Below are 22,505 nucleotides of genomic sequence, written 5' to 3' on the forward strand. Positions count from 1 at the left end.
CTCGAAAATCAAAGAAGGACCAGCGTGGCAATCCCGAGAAAGGCGACAAAGCCGATAATATCGGTAATGGTCGTCACGAACACACTGGACGCCACCGCCGGATCGATCTTGTAGTGATCCAGCGCGATGGGGATGGCCATACCGGCAACCCCTGCCACCAGCATGTTCACCACCATGGCGACGGCAATGACCCAGCCAATGGACAGATCCCCGAACCAGATCCACGCCACCAGCCCGATCAGGATGGCAAAGGCCGTCCCGTTCAGAAAGGCGACGATGGCCTCTTTCCCGAGGATACGGAACATGTTGTTCGATGTCAGTTCACGGGTGGCAAGGGCGCGCACCGCAACCGTCAGGGTCTGGGTCCCCGCGTTGCCCCCCATGCTGGCCACGATGGGCATGAGAACGGCCAGCGCAATGATCTTTTCCATGGTTGCATCAAAGAAACCGATGGCAATCGATGCCAGAACCGCCGTCAGCAGGTTGACCAACAACCACGTAAAGCGGGTGCGTGTGGTCCCCATGATGGACCCGAACAGGTCATCCTCGGACACACCACCCAGCCGCAGGATATCTTCCTCGGCCTCTTCGTTGATAACGTCAACGATATCGTCAACGGTGATCATGCCGATCAGCGCCCCGCTCTCGTTCACCACCGCCGCTGATGCTAGACGATATTGCTGGAACAGATAGGCCACTTCTTCCTGATCCATATCAACGGGGATCAGTTTCTGTTCGCGGTTCATGATGTCCCGCACATTGACTGTCCGCTGGCTGCGCATGGCCCGGTCAAGGGGGATGGTGCCCACCGGATGGTGGCGCGGGTCAACGACAAAGATTTCGTAAAATTCGTTGGGCAGGTCCTGCGTATCCCGCAGGTAATCGATGGTCTGACCGATATTCCAGTATTCGGGCACCGCGATGGTATCCCGCTGCATCAGACGACCGGCAGAATCCTCGTCATAAGACAGGCTCTGCTCGATCACCAGCCGGTCTTCTGCGGGAAGCTCCCTCAGAACATCCTGCTGGTCTTCCTCTTCAAGGTCTTCCAGAACGTGAACCGCGTCATCCAGTTCCAGTTCGGTGACAACGGCCGCGATTTCCGTCGGGTCCATGTCCTCGACCAGATCATCCCGGATGCTTTCGTCAATTTCCGAAAAGACTTCCGGGTCGATCAGGTCCCCGGCCACCTCGAACAGCAGCGTCCGGTGTTTGGACTTCAACTGTTCGATCAGGTCGGCAAGGTCGGCGGTGTGCAACTCGGCCACCACCTCACGAATAGGGTCTTCCTGTCCCAGTTCAAGGGACTCTGCGATTTCCTGAACGGTCGTGTCCGTCATGCCGTAAAGACCTTCGTCGTCTTCACGCGGCGGCGCGGCTTCTTCGTTTCCGTCCTGAAATCGCAGTTCATTCATTAACCATCACCCTTGATACGCTTTTTCCGTGAAGCAAGGCCATGCATCATGGTCCCTGCCTGATGATCCTGTGCATCCACGGCCGCAATCGCTGTAATATTGACAAGCCCCCGAACCGTGACAGATGGCACAGTAATATGAACGGATTTTGACATACCGATCAGGATTGGTCCAACGGCGATCCCGTTTCCAAGACTTTTCGCAATATTGTAACTGATATTCGCAGAATCCAGGTCCGGCATGATCAGCAGGTTGGCCGCCCCTTCCATGCGGGAATTGGGGAAGATGGTGTTTCTGATTTCCGGCACCAGCGCCGAATCCGCCTTCATCTCGCCTTCCACGGAAAGCTCCGGCGCCAACCGGTTGATGATCTTCAGGGCTGCCTGCGCCTTTCGGGCAGACGGCACATCCGCAGACCCGAAGTTGGAATAGGAAATCAGCGCCACCTTCGGCTCAATCCCGAAACGCTTGACCTCATCCGCCGCCAAAATCGTCAGTTCGGCCAGTTCCTCCGCCGTGTGCTGTTCGCGTACCTGCGTATCCGAGAAGAACAGCGCCCGGTCGTTGGACACCAGAAGATGCAGCGCCGATGCGTGACGGACCCCATCCCGCAGCGGAATGATGCCGGATACCCGGTTGAAATGCTTGCTGTACTTCCCGTAGGTCCCGCAGACCAGCGCGTCCGCATGCCCCAGATGCACCATCATGGCACCGATAATGGTCGTATTGGTGCGGATATGCGCCCGGGCCGTATCCGGATCGACGCCTTCGCGTTCGCGAATGGCGTGATAGGCCTGCCAATATTCCCGGTAGCGGGGATCATCTTCAGGATCGACAAGCTGGAAGTCCCGATCCAGCTTGAGGCGCAGCTTCATCTTTTCAATCCGGAATTCGATCACCTTGCGGCGACCCACCAGAATGGGAAGGGCCAGCCCTTCATCCACCACGGTCTGGACGGCGGACAGCACCCGCTCGTCCTCGCCCTCCGCATAGGCGACCCGCATCAGTTGCTTGCGGGCCTTGTCAAAGACCGGCTTCATGACAAAGCGGGTCCGGTAAATGAAGTTCCGCAGTTTCTCGCGGTACAGCTCAAGGCTATCCACCGGACGGGCGGCAACACCGCTGTCCATGGCCGCCTTGGCCACGGCATAGGCCACTTCAACATACAGACGCGGATCGAACGGTGTCGGGATCAGGTATTCCGGCCCGAAACTGAGGGCCGCGCCCCCATAGGCCTTGGTCACGATGTCCGACTGTTCGGCCTGCGCCAGATCGGCGATGGCCTTGACGGCGGCAATCTTCATGTCTTCGTTGATCTCGGTCGCGCCCACATCCAGCGCCCCGCGGAACAGATACGGGAAACACAGAACGTTGTTCACCTGGTTGGGATAATCGGACCGGCCGGTTGCGATGATGGCATCCGGGCGCACCTCGCGAACCTCTTCCGGCAGAATTTCCGGTGTCGGGTTGGCCAGCGCCAAAATGATCGGACGTTCCCCCATGGTGGCAACCATGTCCTTGGTCAGGGCCCCCGGACCGGAGCAGCCAAGGAAGATATCCGCATCCTTCACAGCCTCGGACAGGGTCCGCATGTTGGTGTCCACCGCGAACTCGGACTTGTAGGGGTCCATCTCCACTTCGCGGCCTTCATAGACCACGCCGTGGATATCACTGACCACAATATTTTCTTTCGGCAGCCCCAGACTGACCAGCAGCTTGAGGCAGGCCAACGCCGCCGCCCCGGCCCCGCAGGCCGCCAGCTTGACCTTGCCGATATCCTTGCCCACAACCCGCAGCGCGTTATAAACCGCCGCCGCCACACAGATGGCCGTGCCATGCTGGTCGTCATGGAAAACCGGGATGTTCATCCGCTCCCGGCACAGCTTTTCGACGATAAAGCATTCCGGGGCCTTGATATCCTCAAGGTTGATGCCGCCAAAGGTGGGTTCCATGGCCGCAATGATATCCACCAGCTTTTCCGGGTCTCGCTCATTCAGCTCGATATCGAACACATCGACACCGGCGAATTTCTTGAACAGGACCGCTTTCCCTTCCATCACCGGCTTGGATGCCAGCGGGCCAATGGCCCCAAGGCCCAGCACGGCCGTGCCGTTGGTCACGACGCCGACAAGGTTGCCGCGGGCCGTCAGGCTTGCCGCCTGATTTTCATCCTCGGCAATGGCAAGACACGGATGCGCTACCCCCGGCGAATAGGCCAGTGCAAGGTCGCTTTGCGTTTCCATGGGTTTTGTCGGGGAGATGGTCAGCTTACCGGCTTTGGGAAACCGATGATAATCCAATGCTTTTTGCTGCAAATCTGACGCCATACCTGTGTCCTTTGAAATGAGTCGGCAACGCCCTAGGGTTTACCCAAAGCGCCCGTGAATGACCACCTTAATTTTCAGGAAAATCCGGCATTTCGCTTTATTTCTTTCCCTGTCTACGAAAAGTTTACCATTTGCCTATATCAACATAATCTGTTTGAAAATTCCGGCAGTTACTCTTGATTGAAGTTATCCGCCCTCATCTTACATCAGAAGCTGTACAATGCCTTCATTTCGTTATTACACCGGTTCCTGTCCCGACAATGATCCCATCAAGGCCATCCTTCCGGATCAAAGGGATCTGAAAGTCCAGGCCCTGTCCTATTGTACCCTTGACCCTGACCAAACCCGCGAAGAAGACTTCGACATCCCCGAACACCGGATTCTCTGGACCTATTGGCAGGGGTTGCGAGGCGACGGGACGATTGCCCGTTACTCCCAGATCAACCCGGAGGACTTCATCAAGGCCATCGGCAATGTGCTGCTTCTGGAACCCAACGAGAACGGCACCGACTTCCGCTATCGCGTCTATGGCTCCAATGTGGCCAAACTGGTCGGACGCGAAATGACCGGCAAGTGGATTTCCGAATTTGGCGAAGTGCCGGGCCGCCTGTCGTTGGCCCAATATCCGGCCGTCATGAAACTCAAGACGCCCCTGTATTCCGAGCATACAGCCTCTTACAGCGCTTCACAATCAACACGCTGGTGCCGCCTTCTCCTGCCCATGGAAAACCGGGATGGTGTTCTTGACCGCATATTGGTGGGCACCGTCCCGAAAGACTTTGCCACGATCCTCTAACCCCCCGGCTTACCGGCCCCTGTTCACCGATCTGTGTTCAAGGGTGATTGGCGTCTGGCCCCGCAATGCCTACCTTCATGAAAAACGAAGGAGAAAGACATGCTTACCAGACCCGTTTCCCTTGCCGCCCTGCTGATCGCGGCGACCCTTGCTGGCAAGACCACCTTCGCCGAGGCACCCCTTGAGGTTGCCACCTTTGCCGGTGGATGCTTCTGGTGCGTCGAAAAGGATTTCGAGCATGTGGACGGCGTGATCTCTGCCGTCTCCGGCTATACGGGCGGGCAGATGCCCAACCCCACCTATCGCAATCACGGCAATCATATCGAGGCCGTACGCATTACCTTCGATCCGTCCCGCGTTTCCTATCAGGCGTTGCTGGATGTCTTTTGGCGGTCTGTTGATCCGACCGACGACGGCGGCCAGTTCTGTGACCGGGGGAATTCCTATCGTACGGCCATTTTCGCAAACTCCCCCGAACAGAAACGTCAGGCACAGGCCTCCAAGGCCGCACTGGAGGCATCCAGCCGCCTGCCCGCCCCTATCGTCACGCCGGTTCGGGACGCAGGCCTCTGGACCGACGCCGAGGAGTATCATCAGGATTATTACCTGAAAAACCCGATCCGCTATAAATTCTACCGCTTCAACTGTGGCCGTGACGCCCGCATTCGCGACCTGTGGGGGGACGAGGCCCACAAGGGCATTGCAGCGGCCCCATCCTCCACCATTCGGCCTGCCGGGCACAGGCCCTGATTGCCTTCGCGTCTCTTGCGACCCATTGTCACGCAGGCCCATTTTCCCCTTTCCAAGGAGCGTTATTAAAATTAGCATTTCCTGATCACTGGACAGGAGCCTGCCATGCAAAACGCTTCCGACACCCACACCGGCACTGAGACCCTCGCCCGCCTCCCCCTCTTCGAAACAGGCTTTCGGGTTTTCTTTCTGGCAGCGGCGCTTTACGCACCGCTGGCGCTCCTCCTGTTTCTGCTTGATCTGGCGGGCCTCGCCTCCCCGCTGGCGGGGGCGACCCCGCTTTCCCTTACCCTCTGGCACGGGCATGAACTGGTGTTCGGGTTTATCGTCGCTGTTGCCGCCGGCTTCCTGACAACGGCCGTGCCCGTCTGGGCGGGCAGCCCCCGCATTCACGGGGCACCGCTGGTCGGCCTGTTCCTGTTGTGGCTGGCCGGGCGGTTGACCATGACTTTCGCCGGCCTGCTGCCCGCATGGATGGTGGCTTTGGTTGACCTTGCCTTCGTCCCGGCCCTTGCCTTCATGATTGCCCGCCCCATCCTGCAAAAGCGCCTTTGGCGCAATGCCGGTTTTATCCCCCTGCTGCTGCTGATCACCCTTGGCAATATCCTGTTTCATGCCGAAACCCTTGGCGGGACGGGCACAGACGGGGCGGCGGCAACGGGCCTGCGCTTTGCCATCGGGCTGTTCGTCCTGATGACCGTCATGATCGGCGGGCGGGTCATTCCCTTTTTCACCTCCAACTGGTTGGCCCGACAGGGCAAGCCTCCCCTGTCCGACAGCCCCCCGCTTCTTGTCCGGGCGACCCTGATTGCGTGCCTGCTGACCGTCCTTGCCAGCCTCTTTCCCCTGCCGGGTTGGGTGTTGGCTCTTCTCAATGTGGCGGCAGGCCTGCTGGTTCTGGCCCGCCTGTCCCGTTGGCAGGGCGGACGCACCCTGTCCGATCCGCTGATGTGGGTCCTGCATGCGGGGTATGGATTGCTCGGCCTTGGGTTCCTTGCCGCGGCGACCTCGCACAGCTTTGACAGTATCAGCGAGCCCGCCAGCCTGCATGTGATCACCATCGGGGGCCTTGGTGTCATGATTTACGGCATGATGTCCCGCATCGCCCTTGGGCACACGGGCCGCCCCCTTGTTGTCAGCCCTTTTATCACCGCCGCCTATTTCATCCTGATCCTGTCCATGCTGCTGCGGGTTATTCCGGCCACTTTTCTGCCTGATTGGTATTTTGCCGGGATCATCACGGCAGGCGCCGGTTGGCTGGTTGTCTGGTGCCTGTATCTGGTGGTCTATACCCCCATCCTGATCCGCCCCCGCCCGGACGGAAAAGCGGGCTAACCCGTCCCCGCCCGCACCATAAAAAAAGCCCACCGGCGCAAAACACCGGTGGGCCTGAACAGAGCAATGACAGACGGTCTTATTTCACTTCGAAATCAGAGGAATCGGCCAGAATATCGCGAATGGTTTCCTTGACCCCCTCGTCAGAGAAATCCGCATTCTGGTACAGGCTATACAGCTTGAAATCGGAAATCCGTGACAGAACGAACCAGGCCAGCTTGTTGGCCTCGACGCTGTCCCGCTTGTAACCCAGTTCCTCGGCCACATCGCGGATCCATTTGTGAGCGGACAGGCCTGCCACATACTGGGAATAAGACCAGTCGCCATCGGTGTAGTTGGACAGGAACCATTCCGCCTTGCGTTTTTCCATGTCAATCTGCGGGGCCTTGGTGCCAGCATAGTCGGCGGCCTCAACCATGGCGGCGTTGAAGCCCTGCTTCTTGCCATCCTTGTCCGTTACATCCACATCCCAGTGCGGATCAAAGTGGGTGGAGGCCGCGCCGAACAGAACATCCTGCGGTGCATTCCGCTTCATCAGTTCCGCATAGACAACCGCACCATGCTCACCCATCCAGCCCCAACGGGCGATGCCGTCCTGACCACCCCAAGATTTCGGGAACCATTCAGGCTTCTTCACCTTGCCGGTTTTTTCATCCCAGTTGTACCACAGCTTGCTCCAGTCATGCAGGGCAAGCTGGGCAATCACCAGATCCCGGTCGGTGGTGCGGATGCCGTGAATTTCCTCAAACATGCGGACCCAACCAAGGGCGGTTTCAATCACTTCCACCAGATGAACGGCAAGCCCGCCCGGATAGTAATGGTGCCCGATGCCCCCGGCGGCCGGTGCAATCCGCAGCGCATCCCGGTCGGCTTCCGCCTTGAAGACGGTGGTTTTCGGGTTCTGGTACATGTCCAGAACAAGGGTCCGCAGTTCCTTGTCCTGAATGGAATGGATATACCCCATCAGGCGGTCATAGGCCGATACGGTCCAGGCCCCGGTTGTGGCCATTTCCAGCGGGCTGGTTGCCAGAATGCTGTTAAGGCGGTCTTTTGAAATTTCGGCAGCGCCTGCAATCGACCCGTAGGTTCCGACAACAAGGCAGGTTGCAACAAGAAGAGCTTTTTTGAACATGTGACGTCCACCATTTCTAGTTTTCCAAGGACCTCACCTTCCCACGCCTTTATGACAACAAAATTTCACATAAATTACACTTCAAAACACCGCAGTCGGTCAAATAATGTTGTTATCAACAAAAACACCACATTCACCCTCCCAACACCCCGGCCCATTTACCCTTCCACACATAAAGACGTACGCTCCGAACAAAACAGGGAGAATGACTATGGAAAGCTTGAAGGGAGCGTTGCTCAAGGCAGCGATTGCGCTGGTGCCATCCTACACCGTCGCCTTCTTCACCGATAAAATGGTGTAAGTCGTCCCCATGCTCGCAGCATCGGGGATCGTCGCAGCCGGGATCACTTTAGGGGAGACCGGGAAGACCAGTCGAAGGGTCGATGAAGACAATCACATGGACACCACCGATGACCTCAATTCACCGGGTCAGGCAGGATCAACCGTATAGCACATAAGGGGCGCGAAAGGAGTGCTGCACTCACAGGATGTTTCATGCAATCCCTGCAACATCTCAGCGCAATCGACCAAAAAACAAAAAGCCCCTGAAGTCAGAGACCTCAGGGGCTTTTTGTTTTGGTGCGGTCGAGAAGACTCGAACTTCCACCCGTGTTACCGGACAGCGACCTCAACGCTGCGCGTCTACCAATTCCGCCACGACCGCTTGGTGAGGCAGGGAAATAACAAATGTTTTCCTCACTGGCAAGTGGAGAATGAATTATTTTTCAAATCCGCCACTTAATTTTATTTCCCTGATATGAAAAAGACAGGAGCCGGATCAGAAATCCCGCTGGTTCGGGCTGACCTTGTCGGTGATCGAAACCCCAATATTGTCATCCACCACGATGATTTCCCCAAAGGCAATGGGCTTGTTGTTGGCCAGCACCATGGCGTCGTCATCGACCCCGGTATCCAGCTCGATCACGGCGCCGCGACCCATTTTCAGGAGTTGGTGAATCGGCATCACGGCCTTGCCGAGAACGACCGAGATTTCCACATCAACGCCCTTGATTGCCTTATCTTCCATAATGCACCCTGTTCATGAACCAATTCCGCCCTACTATGATCGGGTATGGTTACCATTCCCTTAAAATGTGACCGTTTTCCGAGATATATCCGATCCGGTTGCCCGGAAACAGAAAAATGTTATAAGGCCCTATGCATACGATTGAATGGAAGATATCGGACGAGCTTGTCCCCTATGAGCAGGCCCTTCAGGAAATGGAGGACCGGGTGGCCGCCATTCGTGCCGGCACCGCCAACGAACTTGTCTGGCTTCTGGAGCACCCACCCCTGTACACAGCGGGCACCAGCGCCGATGCGGCTGATCTGGTCCGCCCGGACCTGTTTCCCGTCCATACGGCGGGCCGCGGCGGCCAGTATACCTATCACGGCCCCGGACAGCGGATTGCCTATGTGATGCTGGACCTGAAAAAGCGGGGTGCCGATATCCGCGCCTTTGTGCAGGATCTTGAAGACTGGGTCATTGATGTGCTGGCCCAATATCAGATCAAGGGGGAAAAGCGCGATGGCCGGGTTGGTGTCTGGGTTGCCGATGGCGCCAGGGAAGACAAGATTGCCGCCATTGGCGTGCGGGTCCGCAAATGGGTCAGCTTTCACGGTATCTCCATCAATGTGGAGCCGGATCTTGGGCATTATGCCGGGATTGTCCCTTGCGGGATTACAGAACACGGTGTGACGTCGCTGGTGGATAAGGGTATTCCCGTTACCCTGCCGGAATTCGACATCGAACTTCGTGCCAGTTTTGAGAAAATCTTCCTGCAGAACGGCCTTAAAGGGTCGATTCTGCCGTAAAGTCCAGATAGACGGACGCCTCAACCACATCTTCGGTGGAGATGTCCGTTACCTTGGCCATGGGGGGCCCATCCTTACATTTTTCGAGCAAGGCAAGAACGGTCTGGCCATCGCCCTGAAACAGGGCCTCGACCGTTCCGTCCGTGCGATTGCGCACCCACCCCCGGATACCATGGGTTTTGGCCTGTTCAACGGTCCACGCCCGATACCAGACACCTTGTACCTTGCCTGAGATGCGAGCGTGAACTGTTTTCATGGGATCATGTCCTATTCAAATTCAAGAATGACATCATCCACAGCCAATGTATCGCCCGCCTTGGCCTTGACCGCTTGAACATTTTTCTTTTTCTCCCTTTTTCGCCTTAAAGAGTTGTTGAATTATATCTTTCATATCATCTCCCGGACATGGTCCCTGATCTGGGCCAGGTTTTGTCACTGTTCACAAAGGTTCAAATATTCTACGGCTGCCGCAAGGGTTTGCTTGTTATTCCTTCTTCGTTCTGCGGCTTCCGCATCTTCACCCCATTCCTCTATGGTATGGGTTTCATCCAGTTCGCTGATCTCGAAGGCCCGATCCGCATCCAGATGCCCGTCCACAACCGCCAATGTCACCACCAGCGACCCGGTCAGACTGACAATTGTGTGGATGGCGGACAGTTTCAGGTCGGATTGCTGTTCCACAACCTCCCTCATGATGGCCAGATGGTTCGGGTCCTGCTGAACATGGGCAATCCCGGTCGTGGTTTTCAGGTGAACGTCAAACCGTCCCGCCAGCCAGTCCAGTACCGGATCCCACGCTGCTGTCTGTTTACGCACCAGTTGCTGGGGATAGGCGGCCCGGTAACAAAGCAAATCCGTTCCGCCGTAGGCTGCGATCTCCTCCACCACATGGTCCCGCTGGGTCGTAACCCGGTCAATGGCCGTGGCGGCAAGTTTCATGTGGGGCATGCTTTGGGGCTGGATTTTCTCCCCTTGCGCCTCCCACTCCCCTGCAATTGTTTCAGCCAAGGCAGATGAACATACGACAAGCGGGGATTTGGCCGGTGTCTTGAGGGGACGACCATCCAGAAACACAGAATATCCGCCGTCAACGGCCCCTGCTGCGGCTGTCTTGTAAAACCTTTTCATAAAATGTCTTTACCTGTTCGGTCTGTTACAATTGCATAAAGCAAACAGTCGTTTGGTTTATAGAGTTTATTTGCAGAATTGCAAGCAAAACTGCCAACATTCAGCGCCCAAGCCCGGCCAACAACCCGGGCAGCGGGGCAAAGTTGTCAATCAGGTGATCCGCGCCTGAGCCAATCAGAATATCCCGGTCATGATAGCCCCATGTAATGCCGACGGCCGTACTGCCCGCATTCTTGGCCAGCATCATATCAAAACTTGTGTCCCCGATCATGAGCGTATTTTCAGGCCCAACCCCCGCCATATCCATGGCCTTCTCCAGCATCTGCGGGTGGGGCTTTCCGGGATTGTGATCCGGGGTTTGCAAGGTGATGAAGTATTTCTCAAGGCCGTGCTGCTCGATCACCGCCTTCAGGCCGCGCATGGATTTTCCGGTGGCAACCCCCATCAGCACGCCGTCGGCCTCCAACTGCTCAAGGATTTCCCGTACTCCCTCGAACAAAGGCTCGTGATGATCGGCGGACAGTCGCTGCGCCTTGAACGCCTGCCGGTAGCTCTCCACCAGACGGGCGAGAAGATCGAAATCCTCCTTGTCCTCCATCAGTTCATGAATGGCCTGATCCAGATTGAGGCCGATGATGGAGCGCACAGCCCGCCCCTCCGGCGGGATCAAGCCGCTTTCTTCAAACGCCCGGTCCATGCAACTGATGATATTGTACTGACTGTCGACCAGCGTTCCGTCGCAATCGAACACGACAAGTTTGAGAGGAGAGTCATTCACCATTGAAACCGTTTCCCTTGTCAGGCGCCCTGTCTTCGGGAACGCCCGCTAAAAATTACTTTTCTGCCTTCAATCTTTAGACTATTCCCCCCTTGAACGCCAAACGGATTAGCGCCGCCGCCGGGGTTCCCGTGCAGAAAGCCTAGCATATTCAATCCCCAAATCCGGGAAGACCACTGCCGCCCGATCCTCTATGCTCACCGTTCTTGTTTTTATCGTCCCGCATCAGGATTACCAATGACGCCCTGCCCCTCCCCCTCAACCGGAATGTCCCTTGCAAATTGGGGCCTGCTTCTTTTCCTGTCCGTTCTTTGGGGCGGGTCCTTTTTCTTCAACGGGGTGGCCGTTCAGGAAGTTCCGGTTCTGTCCGTGGTCTTTGCCCGCGTCTTCATTGCGGCCTGCGCCCTGCTTCTGTTCCTGAAGATACGCGGCATTGCCTTCCCCCGAGACCCGGCGCTGCTGAAAGCCTTCCTGTTGATGGGGTTGATCAACAATCTGATCCCCTTTTCCTTGATCGTTGCGGGCCAAACCCAGATCGGCAGCGGTCTTGCGGCGATCCTGAATGCCACAACACCGCTTTTTGCCGCCGTGGTTGCCCATCTGGCCACCCGCGAGCCATCGGAGCGCCTGACCGGTCAGCGGATTGTCGGCATTCTGTTCGGAATTGCAGGCGTGGCGCTCATGATCGGGCCGGACATCCGGTCGGTTGGCTTTTCCGGACCGGAGGTTCTGGGACAACTGGCCATTCTGGGGGCGGCGCTTTCCTATGGGGTTGCTGTTGTCTATGGGCGTCGGTTTGGTCGGGCTGGCCTGTCGCCGCTTGTGACTGCCACCGGGCAGGTCAGCGGATCAAGCCTGCTGCTGCTCTTGCCGGTCCTGCTGCTGGACCGTCCGTGGACGTTCATCCCCTCCCTCAGCCTGCATGTGGGGCTGTCCCTTGCGGCGCTGGCCCTGTTCAGTACCGCCTTCGCGTATATTCTCTATTTTCGGCTGATCCATAACGCGGGCGCCACCAATGCGTCGCTCGTTACCCTGCTGGTCCCGGCCAGCGCGGTCGTGCTCGGCATCCTGTTTCTGGATGAGGCCCTGACGACGCTGATGGTTCTTGGTATGGGCTGCATCGCCTTGGGTCTTCTGGTTATTGACGGCCGGATATTCCGGCATTTCGGCACAAAAAAGCCCGGCTGAACACCGGGCTTTTTCAGGATCAAATTATAGGTCAGTTAGCAGCCCGGTTGACCGCGCTGGTAATGGCCCGCAAGGACGCCGTTACGATATTGGCGTGACGCCCGACACCGTAAACCGGTGTTCCGTCGGGTTTCCGCATTTCCACATAGGCGACGGCAACCGCATCGGCACCGAACCCTGTTGTATGTTCGCGGTAGTCATTGACCGACAGATCAACGCCGATGCTGGATTTAAGGGCGCTCATATAGGCATCGATGGGGCCGGTGCCGGACCCTTCAACGGTTTTCTCCTCGCCCTTGTACACCACGTTGGCGCTCAGGACACGACGCTCGGACGCATGGGTGTCCACGGTTGTCTGGTGATTGACAAAGCTGAGATCGCCCTTGGCTTCCAGATATTCCTCGGTAAAGACGTCATAGATAAAGGACGATGACAGTTCCTTGCCGGTTTCATCCGTGATTTTCTGGATCACCTTGCTGAACTCGACCTGCAACATGCGCGGCAGTTCAATGCCGTAATCCTCTTGCAGCAGATAAGCGACGCCGCCCTTGCCGGACTGGCTGTTCACACGGATCACCGCGTCGTAGCTGCGTCCCAGATCCTGCGGATCGATCGGCAGATACGGAATTTCCCACAATTCGGCATTGGCCTGTTTCAGGGCCGCGAAGCCTTTCTTGATCGCATCCTGATGGGAGCCGGAGAAGGCCGTAAACACCAACTCACCGCCATACGGATGACGCGGGTGAACCGGCAACTGGTTACAATATTCAACGGTGCGAACCACTTCGTTGATATTGCTGAAATCCAGTTCCGGGTTGACGCCCTGGGTATACATATTCATGGCGATATTCACCACGTCCACGTTCCCGGTCCGCTCGCCGTTGCCGAACAGGGTCCCTTCCACACGGTCTGCACCGGCCATGATGCCGAACTCGGCCGCGGCAACGCCGGTGCCCCGGTCGTTATGCGGGTGCAGGGACAGGATGATGCAGTCCCGGTTCGGCAGGTTGCGGTGCATCCACTCGATCTGGTCGGCATAGATATTCGGGGTTGCCACCTCGACCGTGGCCGGCAGGTTGATGATGATCTTGTTGTCCGGGGTCGGCTTCCAGATATCCATGACAGCCCCACAAACCTCGCAGGCGTAATCCAGCTCGGTCTGGGTAAAGCTTTCCGGAGAATATTCCATCTGAATCTTGGTTTCCGGCATCTCGTCGGCCAGTTGGCGCACCAGCTTCGCGCCTTCGATGGCAATCTGCTTGATCCCTTCCCGGTCCATGTCGAACACCACCCGCCGCTGCAGGGTGGAGGTGGAGTTGTAGAGGTGAACAATCGCCTCTTTTGCGCCCTGAACGGCTTCAAAGGTCCGGCGGATCAATTCCTCGCGGGACTGGGTCAGGACCTGGATCTTGACGCCATCGGGAATTTCGTTGTTGTCGATCAGGTAGCGAACAAAGTCGAAATCGGTCTGGGATGCGGACGGGAAACCGACCTCGATTTCCTTGAAGCCAAGGCTGACCAGATGACGGAACATGCGCAGCTTACGCTCGTGCCCCATGGGTTCGATCAGGGCCTGGTTACCATCCCGCAAATCCACGCTGCACCAGATCGGTGCCTTCTCGATCACCTTGGAGGGCCATTGGCGATCCGGCAAGTTGATCGGTTCGAATGCCTTGTATTTTTCACCGGGAACGAAGTTCATTACTCTATCCTCAAATTTCTAGCGGCTCTAGTTGTGCCTTGTCTCTCAGTTTTTGTGTTTTTAAGCAGCCCGGATACGGTCACCAAAGCGCTACCAGCCTTGGTGACCGCCAATAAGTCGAGAGAGCCCCCCGGATGACCCTATCCAGTCATCCTGCCGTTTGTATCCCGTCTGTAATTTTCTGCTGTTTTTTCTGATTTCAGGCCGGTCGGCGCTGTCATATTGCATTTGAGTTCTCGACTGAATTAGGGAAAAGGACATCATCCACCCCGACACTTTTCAAAGCGTCGGGTTGCTTAGTCGTAGTAGCCCTAGTAGTCGATCTGAATATTGCATGAAGGAAAATTTATCGATCCCCAACAGATAGTCAAGGTAAAAACCTTATACAGACCCGGTTTTTGTGTCCGCCTGCTTTTTCCCGGTGAAAAGCGACACCAGCCCCCGTGCCCCGAAGGACAGCCACAACGCCAGAACGGCCTGAACCACCAAGGGAACCAGATCCCGGATCAGTTCCACCTGGGACGGGCCGTCATTGCCGGACGCCGCCTGTGCCACCTGCGTCAGATAGTAGGACGCATCCACCGCCACGCCGGACAGCAGGAACACCCCGACAGCCATCACGCCGACCGATTGCAGGTCATCCCGCTTCCATTCCGGCATGGGTTCATCCGACGGGACAATCCCCTTCAGCACCAACCCCGACAGGGCGACCGGAAAGCTGATCATCAGCAACCCCACAAGGCTAAACACAAAGGCCAACAGGAAGAAATTCAAATATTCCAGCGAATTTTCCGTCACCCAGAATTCCCATTCATACATCAGGGAATAAAGCTGACTGACCAGAATGAAAACACCCGCCAACCGGATGGCGACCGCCACCAGTGCCCGAAAGCTCATGATCTTCTCCTCACCTAAACTCTATACATTTCCAAGATCAAGGAACGGGTCCTCGTAATCATTTTCATGGAACCCCAGCAGCTTCCATGTGGCGGCCATATGCTGTGCCAGCGGCGCCGTGACGGTCAGGTCATGCCCGTCCGGGTGGGAAATGGTGATCTCGCGGGCATGCAGATGCATCTTCTTGGAAATCGCCCCTTCCAGAAAGGCATCGCTGCCGCCGTATTTACCATCGCCAACAATCGGGGTGCCAATGGCCACGCAATGGACCCGCAACTGGTGGGTCCGTCCGGTCAGCGGCTTCAGCGTCAGCCACGCCGCCTTGGTACCGGCCACGGCCACAACGGAATAGTCACTGATAGCCTTCTGCCCGTCCCGATCTACAACGACCTTTTCCCCGTTGGCTGTGACAATCTTTGTCAGGTTATAGGAAATGGTCGCCTGCGCCGGACGCGGAACACCGGCAACCAGTGCCCAGTAAATCTTGCGGGTGGTGCGGCGCTTAAACGCCTCTGTCAGGTGTTTGGCCGCCTGACGGGTGCGCCCGATCACCAGAACCCCGGACGTATCCTTGTCAAGCCGGTGGGTCAGGCGGGGCCGCTCGTCATAGTCAAACCGAAGACCGTCCAGCAGGCCATCCACATGGCGGCTCTGTCCGCTGCCGCCCTGTACGGGCAAACCTGCGGGCTTGTTCAGGACAATCACCTGATCGTCCATATGCAGGATCATACCGCGAATATCGGCAATGTCGTAATCACTGAGGACATTCTGCTCGGCGCGCTTTTCGCTTCGGGCCTGCGCCGGCTTGAAGGCATCATCGGGCAACGGCGGAATACGAATAGACTGCCCGGCCTCAAGCCGGTCCTTGGATTTGGCCCGTTTCTTGTCGACCCGGATTTCCCCTTTTCGCAGCAGTTTTTCAAGCTGCCCGTGGGTGACCCCCGGAAAATGGGTCTTGAACCACCGGTCCAGCCGCTGGTCTCCCTCGGCTTCGGTGACTTCGATATAGTGTACACGGCTCATGACAGGATCACCCGCATTAACTGGAGGCCCGCAAACAGGCCACCAATGGAAAGAACAACGGAAACAAGGATATACCCCCCAGCTTCCACATAGGCGCCCTTCTGGAACAGGTTCGCCGCATCAAGGGAGAAGGTCGAAAAGGTCGTAAACGCGCCGAGAAACCCAGTGACCAGAAACACCCGAAGCTCAGGCGATGGTGACCACCGCAGGGCCATCAGTTCGATCAGGACCCCCATCACCAGCGACCCCAGAACATTCACCGCCAGCGTTCCATACGGATAGCCCGGACCAAGAAGACGCAAGGCCATGGTTCCCATACCATATCGGGCGCACGCCCCAAGGGCACCCCCGATCGCAATGGACAGGTACATGTTCATCTGTCGCCTCCGCTCGTCTGCCGTTTTGCCCTGAGCCGTTTCCAGTAGTCAAGGCGCTTGGCAATATCCCTTTCAAACCCTCTTTCCACCGGCTTGTAATACGCCTCGCGCGGCATGTCATCAGGGAAGTAGTTCTGACCCGAAAAACCATCCTCGGCATCGTGATCATAGGCGTATCCGTCGCCGTAGCCCAAATCCTTCATCAAGTGGGTGGGGGCGTTCAGGATATGCATGGGCGGCATGTGCGAGCCATTTTTCCGCGCCGATTTCGCCGCCAACTTGAACGCCGCATATCCCGCATTGGATTTCGGCGCCGTCGCCAGATAGATCACCGCCTGCGCAATGGCCAGATCCCCTTCCGGGCTGCCCAGAAACTGATAGGCATCCCGCGCTGCATTGGCCTGCAGCACCGCATTGGGATCGGCCATACCGATATCCTCCACGGCGAACCGCACCAGCCTGCGGGTGATATAAAGCGGGTCCTCGCCGCCATCCATCATGCGGGAAAACCAATAGAGGGCCGCATCCACATCGGACCCGCGCAAGGATTTGTGCAAGGCACTGATCAGGTTGTAATGTCCGTCCCGGTCCTTGTCATAGGCCGGCGCCTTCTTGGAAATGACCTGTGACAACTGGCTGCGGGTCAGCGGCTCTGTTCCGGTCTTGAAAACTGTCTCCACCATATTGAGGAAGAACCGCCCGTCCCCATCGGCAAGCGCGGCAAGGGCCTCCCTCGCTTCCTCATCAAGCGGGACAGGACGCCCTTCCACCTCCTCCGCCCGCTCCAGCAAGGCGGCGAAAGACTGCTCGTTATGGCGCTCCAGCACCAGCACCTGACAGCGGGACAACAAGGCCCCGTTCAGTTCAAAGGACGGGTTTTCCGTGGTCGCCCCGATCAGGGTCACGGTGCCATCCTCCACATAGGGCAGAAAGCCGTCCTGCTGGGATCGGTTGAAGCGGTGGATCTCATCCACGAACAACAGGGTTCCCTTGCCGTTCTGCTTGCGCATTTTAGCGGCATCAAAGGCCTTTCGAAGATCGGCAACGCCGGAAAAGACGGCGGAAATCTGCTCGAAATGCAAGTCCACTTCCTCGGCCAGAAGCCGGGCAATGGTGGTTTTTCCGGACCCCGGCGGCCCCCACAGGATCAGGGACGCCAACCAGCCAGCATCCAGCATCCGCTGCAGCGTCCCCCCTTCCTTCAACAGGTGGTCCTGCCCGACCACCTCGGACAGGGTTGTCGGGCGCAGCCTTTCGGCCAGCGGACGGTTGCTGTCCGCTGCGGCGCCCTTATCCCCAAACAGGTCGGTCACCGGGACACCTGGAAGGTCAGCACCCGACCATTGCGGGCCATCTGAATGGTCCAGCGGCCCTTCGCTGCCACCAGAAGGCGCTGCAAATCACGGGTATTGGCGGCCTTCTTGCCGTTGACTGCCAGCATGATATCGCCCCGCCGAATGCCATAGCGTTCGGCCAGACTGTCTTTTTCCACGCCCGTGACAACGATCCCCTTGGCCAAGGCGGGAAATCCGATTTCAAGGGCAAGGGCCGGAGACAGGTTCCCCACCTCTGCACCGGCCAGTGGCTGCGGCCCGCCCAGTGTCACCAGATCCCGCGGCGGGTCTTCCGGCGCTTTTTGCAAGGGAACGTTCACTTCGATATGTTGGCCGTTCCTGTAAATACCGAGAGCGGTCGTCTTGCCGATCTCCCCTGTGGAGACCCGATAGAGCAGGGCTTCCGGCGCCAGCACTTCCTTGCCATCAACCGATGTCACCACATCGCCAACCTTCAGGCCCCCCTTTGCGGCGGCCCCACCCGGATAAATACTGTTCACCAGCACACCGCCCGGCCGGTCCAGCCCAAGACTTTCTGCGGCATCCCGTGTTACCCGCTGCCCACTGGCGCCAAGCCACGGCCGGATCACCTCGCCATTGGCAAGACCATTGGCCAGAACAGACCGGACCAGATTGGCCGGGATCGCAAATCCGATACCAAGAGATCCGCCGCCCTTGCTAAAAATGGCCGAGTTGACCCCGGCCAGTCGCCCGTCCATGGTCAGCAGCGCGCCGCCGGAGTTTCCGGGGTTAATGGCCGCATCGGTCTGGATGAAGGACCGAATGTCGTTGCCCACACCGGCATTCCTGTCGAGGGCGGACACAATCCCGCTGGTGACGGTCTGGCCCACGCCGAACGGGTTCCCAATGGCAATCACCAGATCACCAACCTCCAAGGTATCGGAATCATTGAACTCCAGAAATGGCAGCGGGTCGCCCTCGGTGTTGATTTTCAACACGGCAAGGTCGGTCCGCTCGTCCTCCAGCACCACACTGGCGTCAAATTCGCGCCGGTCATGCAGGGCCACGGTGATTTCATCGGCCCCGTTCACAACGTGATAGTTGGTGACAATGGTGCCGTCCGCATTGATGATCACCCCGGAGCCCAGCGAGTTTTGTGTGCGCTTCTGGTTCCGCTGCTTCCCGAAACCGGGGCCGAAAAACCGTTCAAAGAACGGATCGCGGAACAGGCTCCGGCTTTTTGCCTCTACGGTTTTTTTGGTAAAGATATTCACCACGGCGGGCGCGGCCTTTTTCACCAGCGGCGCAAATGTCAGGGTGATTTCAGCCTGATTGGTCGGAACCCGATCCTCTTTTGCGGCGACGGTTCCCCCCGCCATGATCAGGCTGCCGGCAACCACCAAAGCGAACAGACCTTGTCGTCCGATTGATCCTGTTGCGTTCATTTCATTTTCTCCGCTTTGTACCGCTTCACAAAAAAACCAATTTTTACCGCTATCCAACAGCGATTGAGATGTTTTACTCTCTTGTATCAGGAAGGGGGAAATTCCCGCCCTTCTTTCGAAATATAACCCCTTGGCACCACATTTGGAGATGCATTTTGAAGAAAATTTTGGCGTGTCTGGTCCTTGGTAGCGTGGCGATTGGCAGCACCGCCGCCGTTACCCCTTCCGCAATGGCTTCCCAAAGAACCGTCAAGGACTCTGACGAAGCCCTTGATATCGTCTTCAGTGAAATCGAACGCCGGATCATCCGGGACTTTTTCCGCGACCGGGATGACCGGTATCATGACAAGAAACACAAATCGAAAAAGGGTCTGCCGCCCGGCCTCGCCAAGAAGGACACACTGCCTCCCGGGCTGGCAAAGCAACTGGCCCGCAATGGCACCCTGCCCCCCGGCCTTGCCAAGCGGGACCTGCCGCGTGACCTCTATTACCGCCTTCCCCACCGGGATGGCCTGTATGAACGGGTCATTGTCGGGAATGATGTGGTGCTTCTAAAGCGTGGGGCCAACCTGATCTATGACATCATCAAGGATATCGTCAACTGACCCTTCCCCCATATCCGCAATAAAAAAGGCAGCCAATCGGCTGCCTTTTTTAATGTCTATCAAGCCTCGCTGTTATGCAACAGCTTCTGCTTCCAGAACTTCTTCGTCAGACTGGACCGGACCGCTGTCCTTGCCCTTTGCTTCGACGTCGCGCTCAACCAGCTCGATGACAGCCATCGGGGCTGCGTCGCCTGTGCGGAAGCCGGCTTTCAGAACACGGGAGTAACCGCCCTTACGTTCTGCATACCGTTCTGCCAGCGTACTGAACAGCTTGTCGACGATCGCCTTTTCGGAAAGAACGGCCATAGCCTGACGACGGGCGTGCAGGTCGCCGCGCTTGCCAAGGGTGATCAGTTTTTCAACGATCGGACGAAGGTCTTTTGCCTTCGGCAGCGTGGTTTTGATTTGTTCGTGCTTAATCAGGGACGCTGCCATGTTGGCAAACATCGCCTGACGGTGGGATGATGTTCTGCTGAACTTACGTCCAGATTTACGATGACGCATTGTAGTAACTCCAAAGCAGCCAGATCTGCTTTAATATTGTTGTTCGTACCGCTTAGCCAGATCTTCAATATTCTCTGGCGGCCAGTTCTTAACTTCCATTCCAAGGTGCAGACCCATACCGGCCAATACTTCCTTGATTTCATTCAGTGACTTACGGCCGAAGTTCGGCGTACGCAGCATCTCGTTTTCTGTGCGCTGTACCAGGTCACCGATATAGGTGATGTTGTCGTTCTTGAGGCAGTTGGCAGAACGAACGGACAGTTCCAGTTCATCCACCTTGCGGAACAGATTCGGATTATATTCCGGCTCGTTCACTTCTTCCTTGATGACAACTTCTTCCGGCTCTTCAAAGTTGATGAACAGCTGGAATTGCTCCTGCAGGATACGGGCAGAAAATGCAACAGCATCTTCCGGGCTAACCGTTCCGTTAGTCTCAACCTTCAATGTCAGTTTGTCATAGTCGAGAACCTGACCTTCACGGGCGGCATCGACCTTGTAAGTCACTTTGCGGACTGGGCTATAGAGGCTATCGATCGGAATAAGGCCGATCGGCGCATCTTCAGGACGGTTTGCAGAGCCGGGAACATATCCCTTGCCTGTGTTGACCGTCATTTCCATGCTGATGGTCGCCCCGTCATCAAGATGCATCAGAACCTGTTCAGGATCCATGATCTCGATATCGGCACCGGTTTCGATCATGCCTGCGGTAACAGCACACGGGCCAGACGCTTTCAGGCTGATCCGTTTCGGACCTTCCACATGGCTGCGAATGGCAAGCGATTTCAGGTTCAGGACGATATCGGTGACATCCTCACGCACGCCGGCGATAGAGGAGAATTCGTGCAAAACGTTATCGATCTGAATGGATGTGATCGCGGCGCCTTGCAAACTTGACAAAAGAACACGGCGCAAAGCGTTACCAAGTGTCAGGCCAAACCCTCTTTCAAGCGGTTCAACGACAATGGTTGCTTCGCGATCACTCTGATCTCCCGGTTCGATCGAGAGATTAGCCTGGATTAGCTCTTTCCAGTTTTGCTGAATCACGGCATTGACCTCATAGCTTTGCAGGCCCACCACGGGCCTGCTTTGTCCTCAAAACAGTCAGTACAGTCCTTACTGTACCCACAACGAAATCCGTTCCGGATCAAACGCGACGGCGTTTGGGAGGGCGGCAACCGTTGTGCGGAATCGGAGACACATCACGAATGGACGTGATTGTGAAGCCGACAGCCTGCAATGCACGCAGAGCGGATTCACGTCCTGACCCAGGACCTTTAACTTCAACCTCAAGGGTCTTCATTCCGTGTTCCTGTGCCTTCTTGCCTGCATCTTCAGCAGCAATCTGCGCAGCGAACGGAGTGGATTTGCGGGAACCCTTGAATCCCTGAGAACCAGCGGATGACCAAGCAATGGCGTTGCCCTGTGCATCGGTGATGGTAATCTTGGTGTTGTTGAAGGTTGCGCTTACGTGCGCGACACCGGAGATAATGTTTTTACGTTCGCGGCGGCGAATACGGGTTTTATCACGTGCCATTGTTACTTCTTCTTCCCAGCAATTGGCTTGGCCGGGCCTTTACGGGTCCGGGCATTTGTATGTGTGCGCTGTCCACGAACCGGCAGACCGCGACGGTGCCGAAGGCCACGGTAGCAACCGAGGTCCATCAGTCGTTTAATGTTCATTGCGGTTTCACGACGCAGATCGCCTTCAACCGTATAATGGCTGTCGATGAATTCGCGAATCTTCACAACGTCAGCGTCGCTCAGTTCGTTGACACGAACAGCGCTTTCAACGCCAACAGATTCACAAATTTCCTTGGCAAAGGCCGGGCCAATGCCGTGAATGTAGGTCAGTGCAATTTGAACCCGCTTGTTAGTCGGGATATTTACACCAGCAATACGAGCCACGCTAGTTTCTCCTCATCACCAATTCGGGCCACACTGACCCGGTGTCTCACCCGCTTCCGGGAAGCGCGCGATTATATAAATTTGTAAT

At 56.9% G+C, this 22,505-nt stretch carries 23 protein-coding genes and 1 tRNA gene; 6 read left to right on the plus strand and 18 right to left on the minus strand.

Annotated elements, in window-relative coordinates:
* Nucleotides 1–8: 8 nt before the first annotated feature.
* The gene (gene mgtE / locus FQB27_RS14615) at nt 9–1,415 is read right to left on the minus strand and encodes a magnesium transporter (RefSeq protein WP_169561789.1); all 1,407 of its coding nucleotides are present in this window, start codon (nt 1,413–1,415) and stop codon (nt 9–11) included.
* A complete protein-coding gene (locus tag FQB27_RS14620; RefSeq protein WP_169561790.1) occupies nt 1,415–3,742 on the minus strand; it encodes an NADP-dependent malic enzyme in 2,328 nt (775 codons plus the stop codon). The genes mgtE and FQB27_RS14620 overlap by 1 nt, the downstream gene beginning before the upstream one ends.
* A 220-nt stretch (nt 3,743–3,962) precedes the next feature.
* Between FQB27_RS14620 and FQB27_RS14625 the strand changes: the two genes are divergently transcribed.
* The 3 genes from FQB27_RS14625 (at nt 3,963) to FQB27_RS14635 (ending at nt 6,623) form a co-directional block, all read left to right on the plus strand.
* On the plus strand, nt 3,963–4,538 hold the full coding sequence (locus FQB27_RS14625) for a PAS domain-containing protein (RefSeq protein WP_169561791.1): 576 nt from the start codon (nt 3,963–3,965) through the stop codon (nt 4,536–4,538).
* Between the two features lie 99 nt (nt 4,539–4,637).
* Nucleotides 4,638–5,288 carry a peptide-methionine (S)-S-oxide reductase MsrA gene (msrA, locus tag FQB27_RS14630; protein ID WP_169561792.1) on the plus strand — a complete coding sequence of 217 codons (651 nt, stop codon included), beginning with the start codon at nt 4,638–4,640 and terminating at the stop codon, nt 5,286–5,288.
* Between the two features lie 105 nt (nt 5,289–5,393).
* Nucleotides 5,394–6,623 (plus strand): NnrS family protein, encoded by a 1,230-nt coding sequence (locus FQB27_RS14635; protein WP_169561793.1) that lies wholly within the window; start codon nt 5,394–5,396, stop codon nt 6,621–6,623.
* 79 nt (nt 6,624–6,702) lie between these two features.
* Here the strand turns inward: FQB27_RS14635 and FQB27_RS14640 are convergent, their stop codons facing one another.
* From FQB27_RS14640 to FQB27_RS14650, 3 genes are all read right to left on the minus strand, one after another.
* Nucleotides 6,703–7,755, minus strand: a complete 1,053-nt coding sequence (locus FQB27_RS14640) for a hypothetical protein (protein WP_169561794.1) — start codon at nt 7,753–7,755, stop codon at nt 6,703–6,705.
* Between the two features lie 577 nt (nt 7,756–8,332).
* A tRNA-Leu gene (locus FQB27_RS14645) sits at nt 8,333–8,419 on the minus strand.
* Between the two features lie 114 nt (nt 8,420–8,533).
* The gene (locus FQB27_RS14650; RefSeq protein ID WP_169561795.1) at nt 8,534–8,782 is read right to left on the minus strand and encodes a FliM/FliN family flagellar motor switch protein; all 249 of its coding nucleotides are present in this window, start codon (nt 8,780–8,782) and stop codon (nt 8,534–8,536) included.
* Between the two features lie 131 nt (nt 8,783–8,913).
* On the opposite strand from FQB27_RS14650, the gene lipB reads away from it, so the two are divergent.
* A complete protein-coding gene (gene lipB / locus FQB27_RS14655) occupies nt 8,914–9,570 on the plus strand; it encodes a lipoyl(octanoyl) transferase LipB (protein WP_169561796.1) in 657 nt (218 codons plus the stop codon).
* Here the strand turns inward: lipB and FQB27_RS14660 are convergent.
* From FQB27_RS14660 to FQB27_RS14670, 3 genes are all read right to left on the minus strand, one after another.
* Complete coding sequence (locus FQB27_RS14660) at nt 9,548–9,826, minus strand: acylphosphatase (protein ID WP_169561797.1); 279 nt, start codon at nt 9,824–9,826, stop codon at nt 9,548–9,550. The two genes, lipB and FQB27_RS14660, sit on opposite strands and share 23 nt — an antisense overlap.
* Nucleotides 9,827–10,002: 176 nt before the next feature.
* Nucleotides 10,003–10,698, minus strand: coding sequence for an ATP12 family chaperone protein (locus FQB27_RS14665; protein WP_169561798.1), 696 nt, complete (start codon nt 10,696–10,698; stop codon nt 10,003–10,005).
* A gap of 100 nt (nt 10,699–10,798) precedes the next feature.
* Entirely contained in the window at nt 10,799–11,479 is a 681-nt protein-coding gene (locus tag FQB27_RS14670; RefSeq protein WP_169561799.1) for an HAD-IA family hydrolase, read from the minus strand.
* A gap of 234 nt (nt 11,480–11,713) precedes the next feature.
* Here FQB27_RS14670 and FQB27_RS14675 point away from each other — a divergent pair, with 234 nt between their 5' ends.
* A complete protein-coding gene (locus tag FQB27_RS14675; RefSeq protein ID WP_206374693.1) occupies nt 11,714–12,664 on the plus strand; it encodes a DMT family transporter in 951 nt (316 codons plus the stop codon).
* A 31-nt stretch (nt 12,665–12,695) separates the two neighbouring features.
* Here FQB27_RS14675 and leuA read toward each other — a convergent pair whose 3' ends face one another.
* From leuA to FQB27_RS14705, 6 genes are all read right to left on the minus strand, one after another.
* On the minus strand, nt 12,696–14,366 hold the full coding sequence (leuA, locus tag FQB27_RS14680; RefSeq protein WP_169561800.1) for a 2-isopropylmalate synthase: 1,671 nt from the start codon (nt 14,364–14,366) through the stop codon (nt 12,696–12,698).
* A gap of 381 nt (nt 14,367–14,747) precedes the next feature.
* Nucleotides 14,748–15,263, minus strand: a complete 516-nt coding sequence (locus FQB27_RS14685) for a hypothetical protein (RefSeq protein WP_169561801.1) — start codon at nt 15,261–15,263, stop codon at nt 14,748–14,750.
* 21 nt (nt 15,264–15,284) lie between these two features.
* On the minus strand, nt 15,285–16,286 hold the full coding sequence (locus FQB27_RS14690; protein ID WP_169561802.1) for an RluA family pseudouridine synthase: 1,002 nt from the start codon (nt 16,284–16,286) through the stop codon (nt 15,285–15,287).
* Nucleotides 16,283–16,663 carry a fluoride efflux transporter CrcB gene (gene crcB / locus FQB27_RS14695; RefSeq protein ID WP_169561803.1) on the minus strand — a complete coding sequence of 127 codons (381 nt, stop codon included), beginning with the start codon at nt 16,661–16,663 and terminating at the stop codon, nt 16,283–16,285. The genes FQB27_RS14690 and crcB overlap by 4 nt, the downstream gene beginning before the upstream one ends.
* A complete protein-coding gene (locus tag FQB27_RS14700) occupies nt 16,660–17,976 on the minus strand; it encodes a replication-associated recombination protein A (protein WP_169561804.1) in 1,317 nt (438 codons plus the stop codon). The genes crcB and FQB27_RS14700 overlap by 4 nt, the downstream gene beginning before the upstream one ends.
* Nucleotides 17,973–19,403 (minus strand): DegQ family serine endoprotease, encoded by a 1,431-nt coding sequence (locus FQB27_RS14705; protein WP_169561805.1) that lies wholly within the window; start codon nt 19,401–19,403, stop codon nt 17,973–17,975. The genes FQB27_RS14700 and FQB27_RS14705 overlap by 4 nt, the downstream gene beginning before the upstream one ends.
* A gap of 155 nt (nt 19,404–19,558) precedes the next feature.
* Between FQB27_RS14705 and FQB27_RS14710 the strand changes: the two genes are divergently transcribed.
* Nucleotides 19,559–20,008 (plus strand): hypothetical protein, encoded by a 450-nt coding sequence (locus FQB27_RS14710; protein ID WP_169561806.1) that lies wholly within the window; start codon nt 19,559–19,561, stop codon nt 20,006–20,008.
* Between the two features lie 72 nt (nt 20,009–20,080).
* Here the strand turns inward: FQB27_RS14710 and rplQ are convergent, their stop codons facing one another.
* The 4 genes from rplQ to rpsM all read right to left on the minus strand — a co-directional run bounded on the left by rplQ (nt 20,081) and on the right by rpsM (nt 22,417).
* On the minus strand, nt 20,081–20,512 hold the full coding sequence (gene rplQ, locus FQB27_RS14715; protein ID WP_169561807.1) for a 50S ribosomal protein L17: 432 nt from the start codon (nt 20,510–20,512) through the stop codon (nt 20,081–20,083).
* A 30-nt stretch (nt 20,513–20,542) separates the two neighbouring features.
* Nucleotides 20,543–21,556 carry a DNA-directed RNA polymerase subunit alpha gene (locus tag FQB27_RS14720; RefSeq protein ID WP_169561858.1) on the minus strand — a complete coding sequence of 338 codons (1,014 nt, stop codon included), beginning with the start codon at nt 21,554–21,556 and terminating at the stop codon, nt 20,543–20,545.
* A gap of 100 nt (nt 21,557–21,656) precedes the next feature.
* Entirely contained in the window at nt 21,657–22,046 is a 390-nt protein-coding gene (gene rpsK, locus FQB27_RS14725; protein ID WP_169561808.1) for a 30S ribosomal protein S11, read from the minus strand.
* A 2-nt stretch (nt 22,047–22,048) separates the two neighbouring features.
* Nucleotides 22,049–22,417, minus strand: coding sequence for a 30S ribosomal protein S13 (gene rpsM / locus FQB27_RS14730; protein ID WP_169561809.1), 369 nt, complete (start codon nt 22,415–22,417; stop codon nt 22,049–22,051).
* Nucleotides 22,418–22,505 lie beyond the last annotated feature (88 nt).

The organism is Sneathiella chinensis (genome assembly GCF_012720115.1).
Classification (GTDB): domain Bacteria; phylum Pseudomonadota; class Alphaproteobacteria; order Sneathiellales; family Sneathiellaceae; genus Sneathiella; species Sneathiella chinensis.

Excerpts from the sequence above, each read along its gene's own strand:
- mgtE (WP_169561789.1), bottom strand. The coding sequence starts at position 1,415 with ATGAATGAACTGCGATTTCAGGACGGAAACGAAGAAGCCGCGCCGCCG.
- FQB27_RS14620 (WP_169561790.1), bottom strand. The coding sequence starts at position 3,742 with ATGGCGTCAGATTTGCAGCAAAAAGCATTGGATTATCATCGGTTTCCC.
- FQB27_RS14625 (WP_169561791.1), top strand. The coding sequence starts at position 3,963 with ATGCCTTCATTTCGTTATTACACCGGTTCCTGTCCCGACAATGATCCC.
- msrA (WP_169561792.1), top strand. The coding sequence starts at position 4,638 with ATGCTTACCAGACCCGTTTCCCTTGCCGCCCTGCTGATCGCGGCGACC.
- FQB27_RS14635 (WP_169561793.1), top strand. The coding sequence starts at position 5,394 with ATGCAAAACGCTTCCGACACCCACACCGGCACTGAGACCCTCGCCCGC.
- FQB27_RS14640 (WP_169561794.1), bottom strand. The coding sequence starts at position 7,755 with ATGTTCAAAAAAGCTCTTCTTGTTGCAACCTGCCTTGTTGTCGGAACC.
- FQB27_RS14650 (WP_169561795.1), bottom strand. The coding sequence starts at position 8,782 with ATGGAAGATAAGGCAATCAAGGGCGTTGATGTGGAAATCTCGGTCGTT.
- lipB (WP_169561796.1), top strand. The coding sequence starts at position 8,914 with ATGCATACGATTGAATGGAAGATATCGGACGAGCTTGTCCCCTATGAG.
- FQB27_RS14660 (WP_169561797.1), bottom strand. The coding sequence starts at position 9,826 with ATGAAAACAGTTCACGCTCGCATCTCAGGCAAGGTACAAGGTGTCTGG.
- FQB27_RS14665 (WP_169561798.1), bottom strand. The coding sequence starts at position 10,698 with ATGAAAAGGTTTTACAAGACAGCCGCAGCAGGGGCCGTTGACGGCGGA.
- FQB27_RS14670 (WP_169561799.1), bottom strand. The coding sequence starts at position 11,479 with ATGGTGAATGACTCTCCTCTCAAACTTGTCGTGTTCGATTGCGACGGA.
- FQB27_RS14675 (WP_206374693.1), top strand. The coding sequence starts at position 11,714 with ATGACGCCCTGCCCCTCCCCCTCAACCGGAATGTCCCTTGCAAATTGG.
- leuA (WP_169561800.1), bottom strand. The coding sequence starts at position 14,366 with ATGAACTTCGTTCCCGGTGAAAAATACAAGGCATTCGAACCGATCAAC.
- FQB27_RS14685 (WP_169561801.1), bottom strand. The coding sequence starts at position 15,263 with ATGAGCTTTCGGGCACTGGTGGCGGTCGCCATCCGGTTGGCGGGTGTT.
- FQB27_RS14690 (WP_169561802.1), bottom strand. The coding sequence starts at position 16,286 with ATGAGCCGTGTACACTATATCGAAGTCACCGAAGCCGAGGGAGACCAG.
- crcB (WP_169561803.1), bottom strand. The coding sequence starts at position 16,663 with ATGAACATGTACCTGTCCATTGCGATCGGGGGTGCCCTTGGGGCGTGC.
- FQB27_RS14705 (WP_169561805.1), bottom strand. The coding sequence starts at position 19,403 with ATGAACGCAACAGGATCAATCGGACGACAAGGTCTGTTCGCTTTGGTG.
- rplQ (WP_169561807.1), bottom strand. The coding sequence starts at position 20,512 with ATGCGTCATCGTAAATCTGGACGTAAGTTCAGCAGAACATCATCCCAC.
- rpsK (WP_169561808.1), bottom strand. The coding sequence starts at position 22,046 with ATGGCACGTGATAAAACCCGTATTCGCCGCCGCGAACGTAAAAACATT.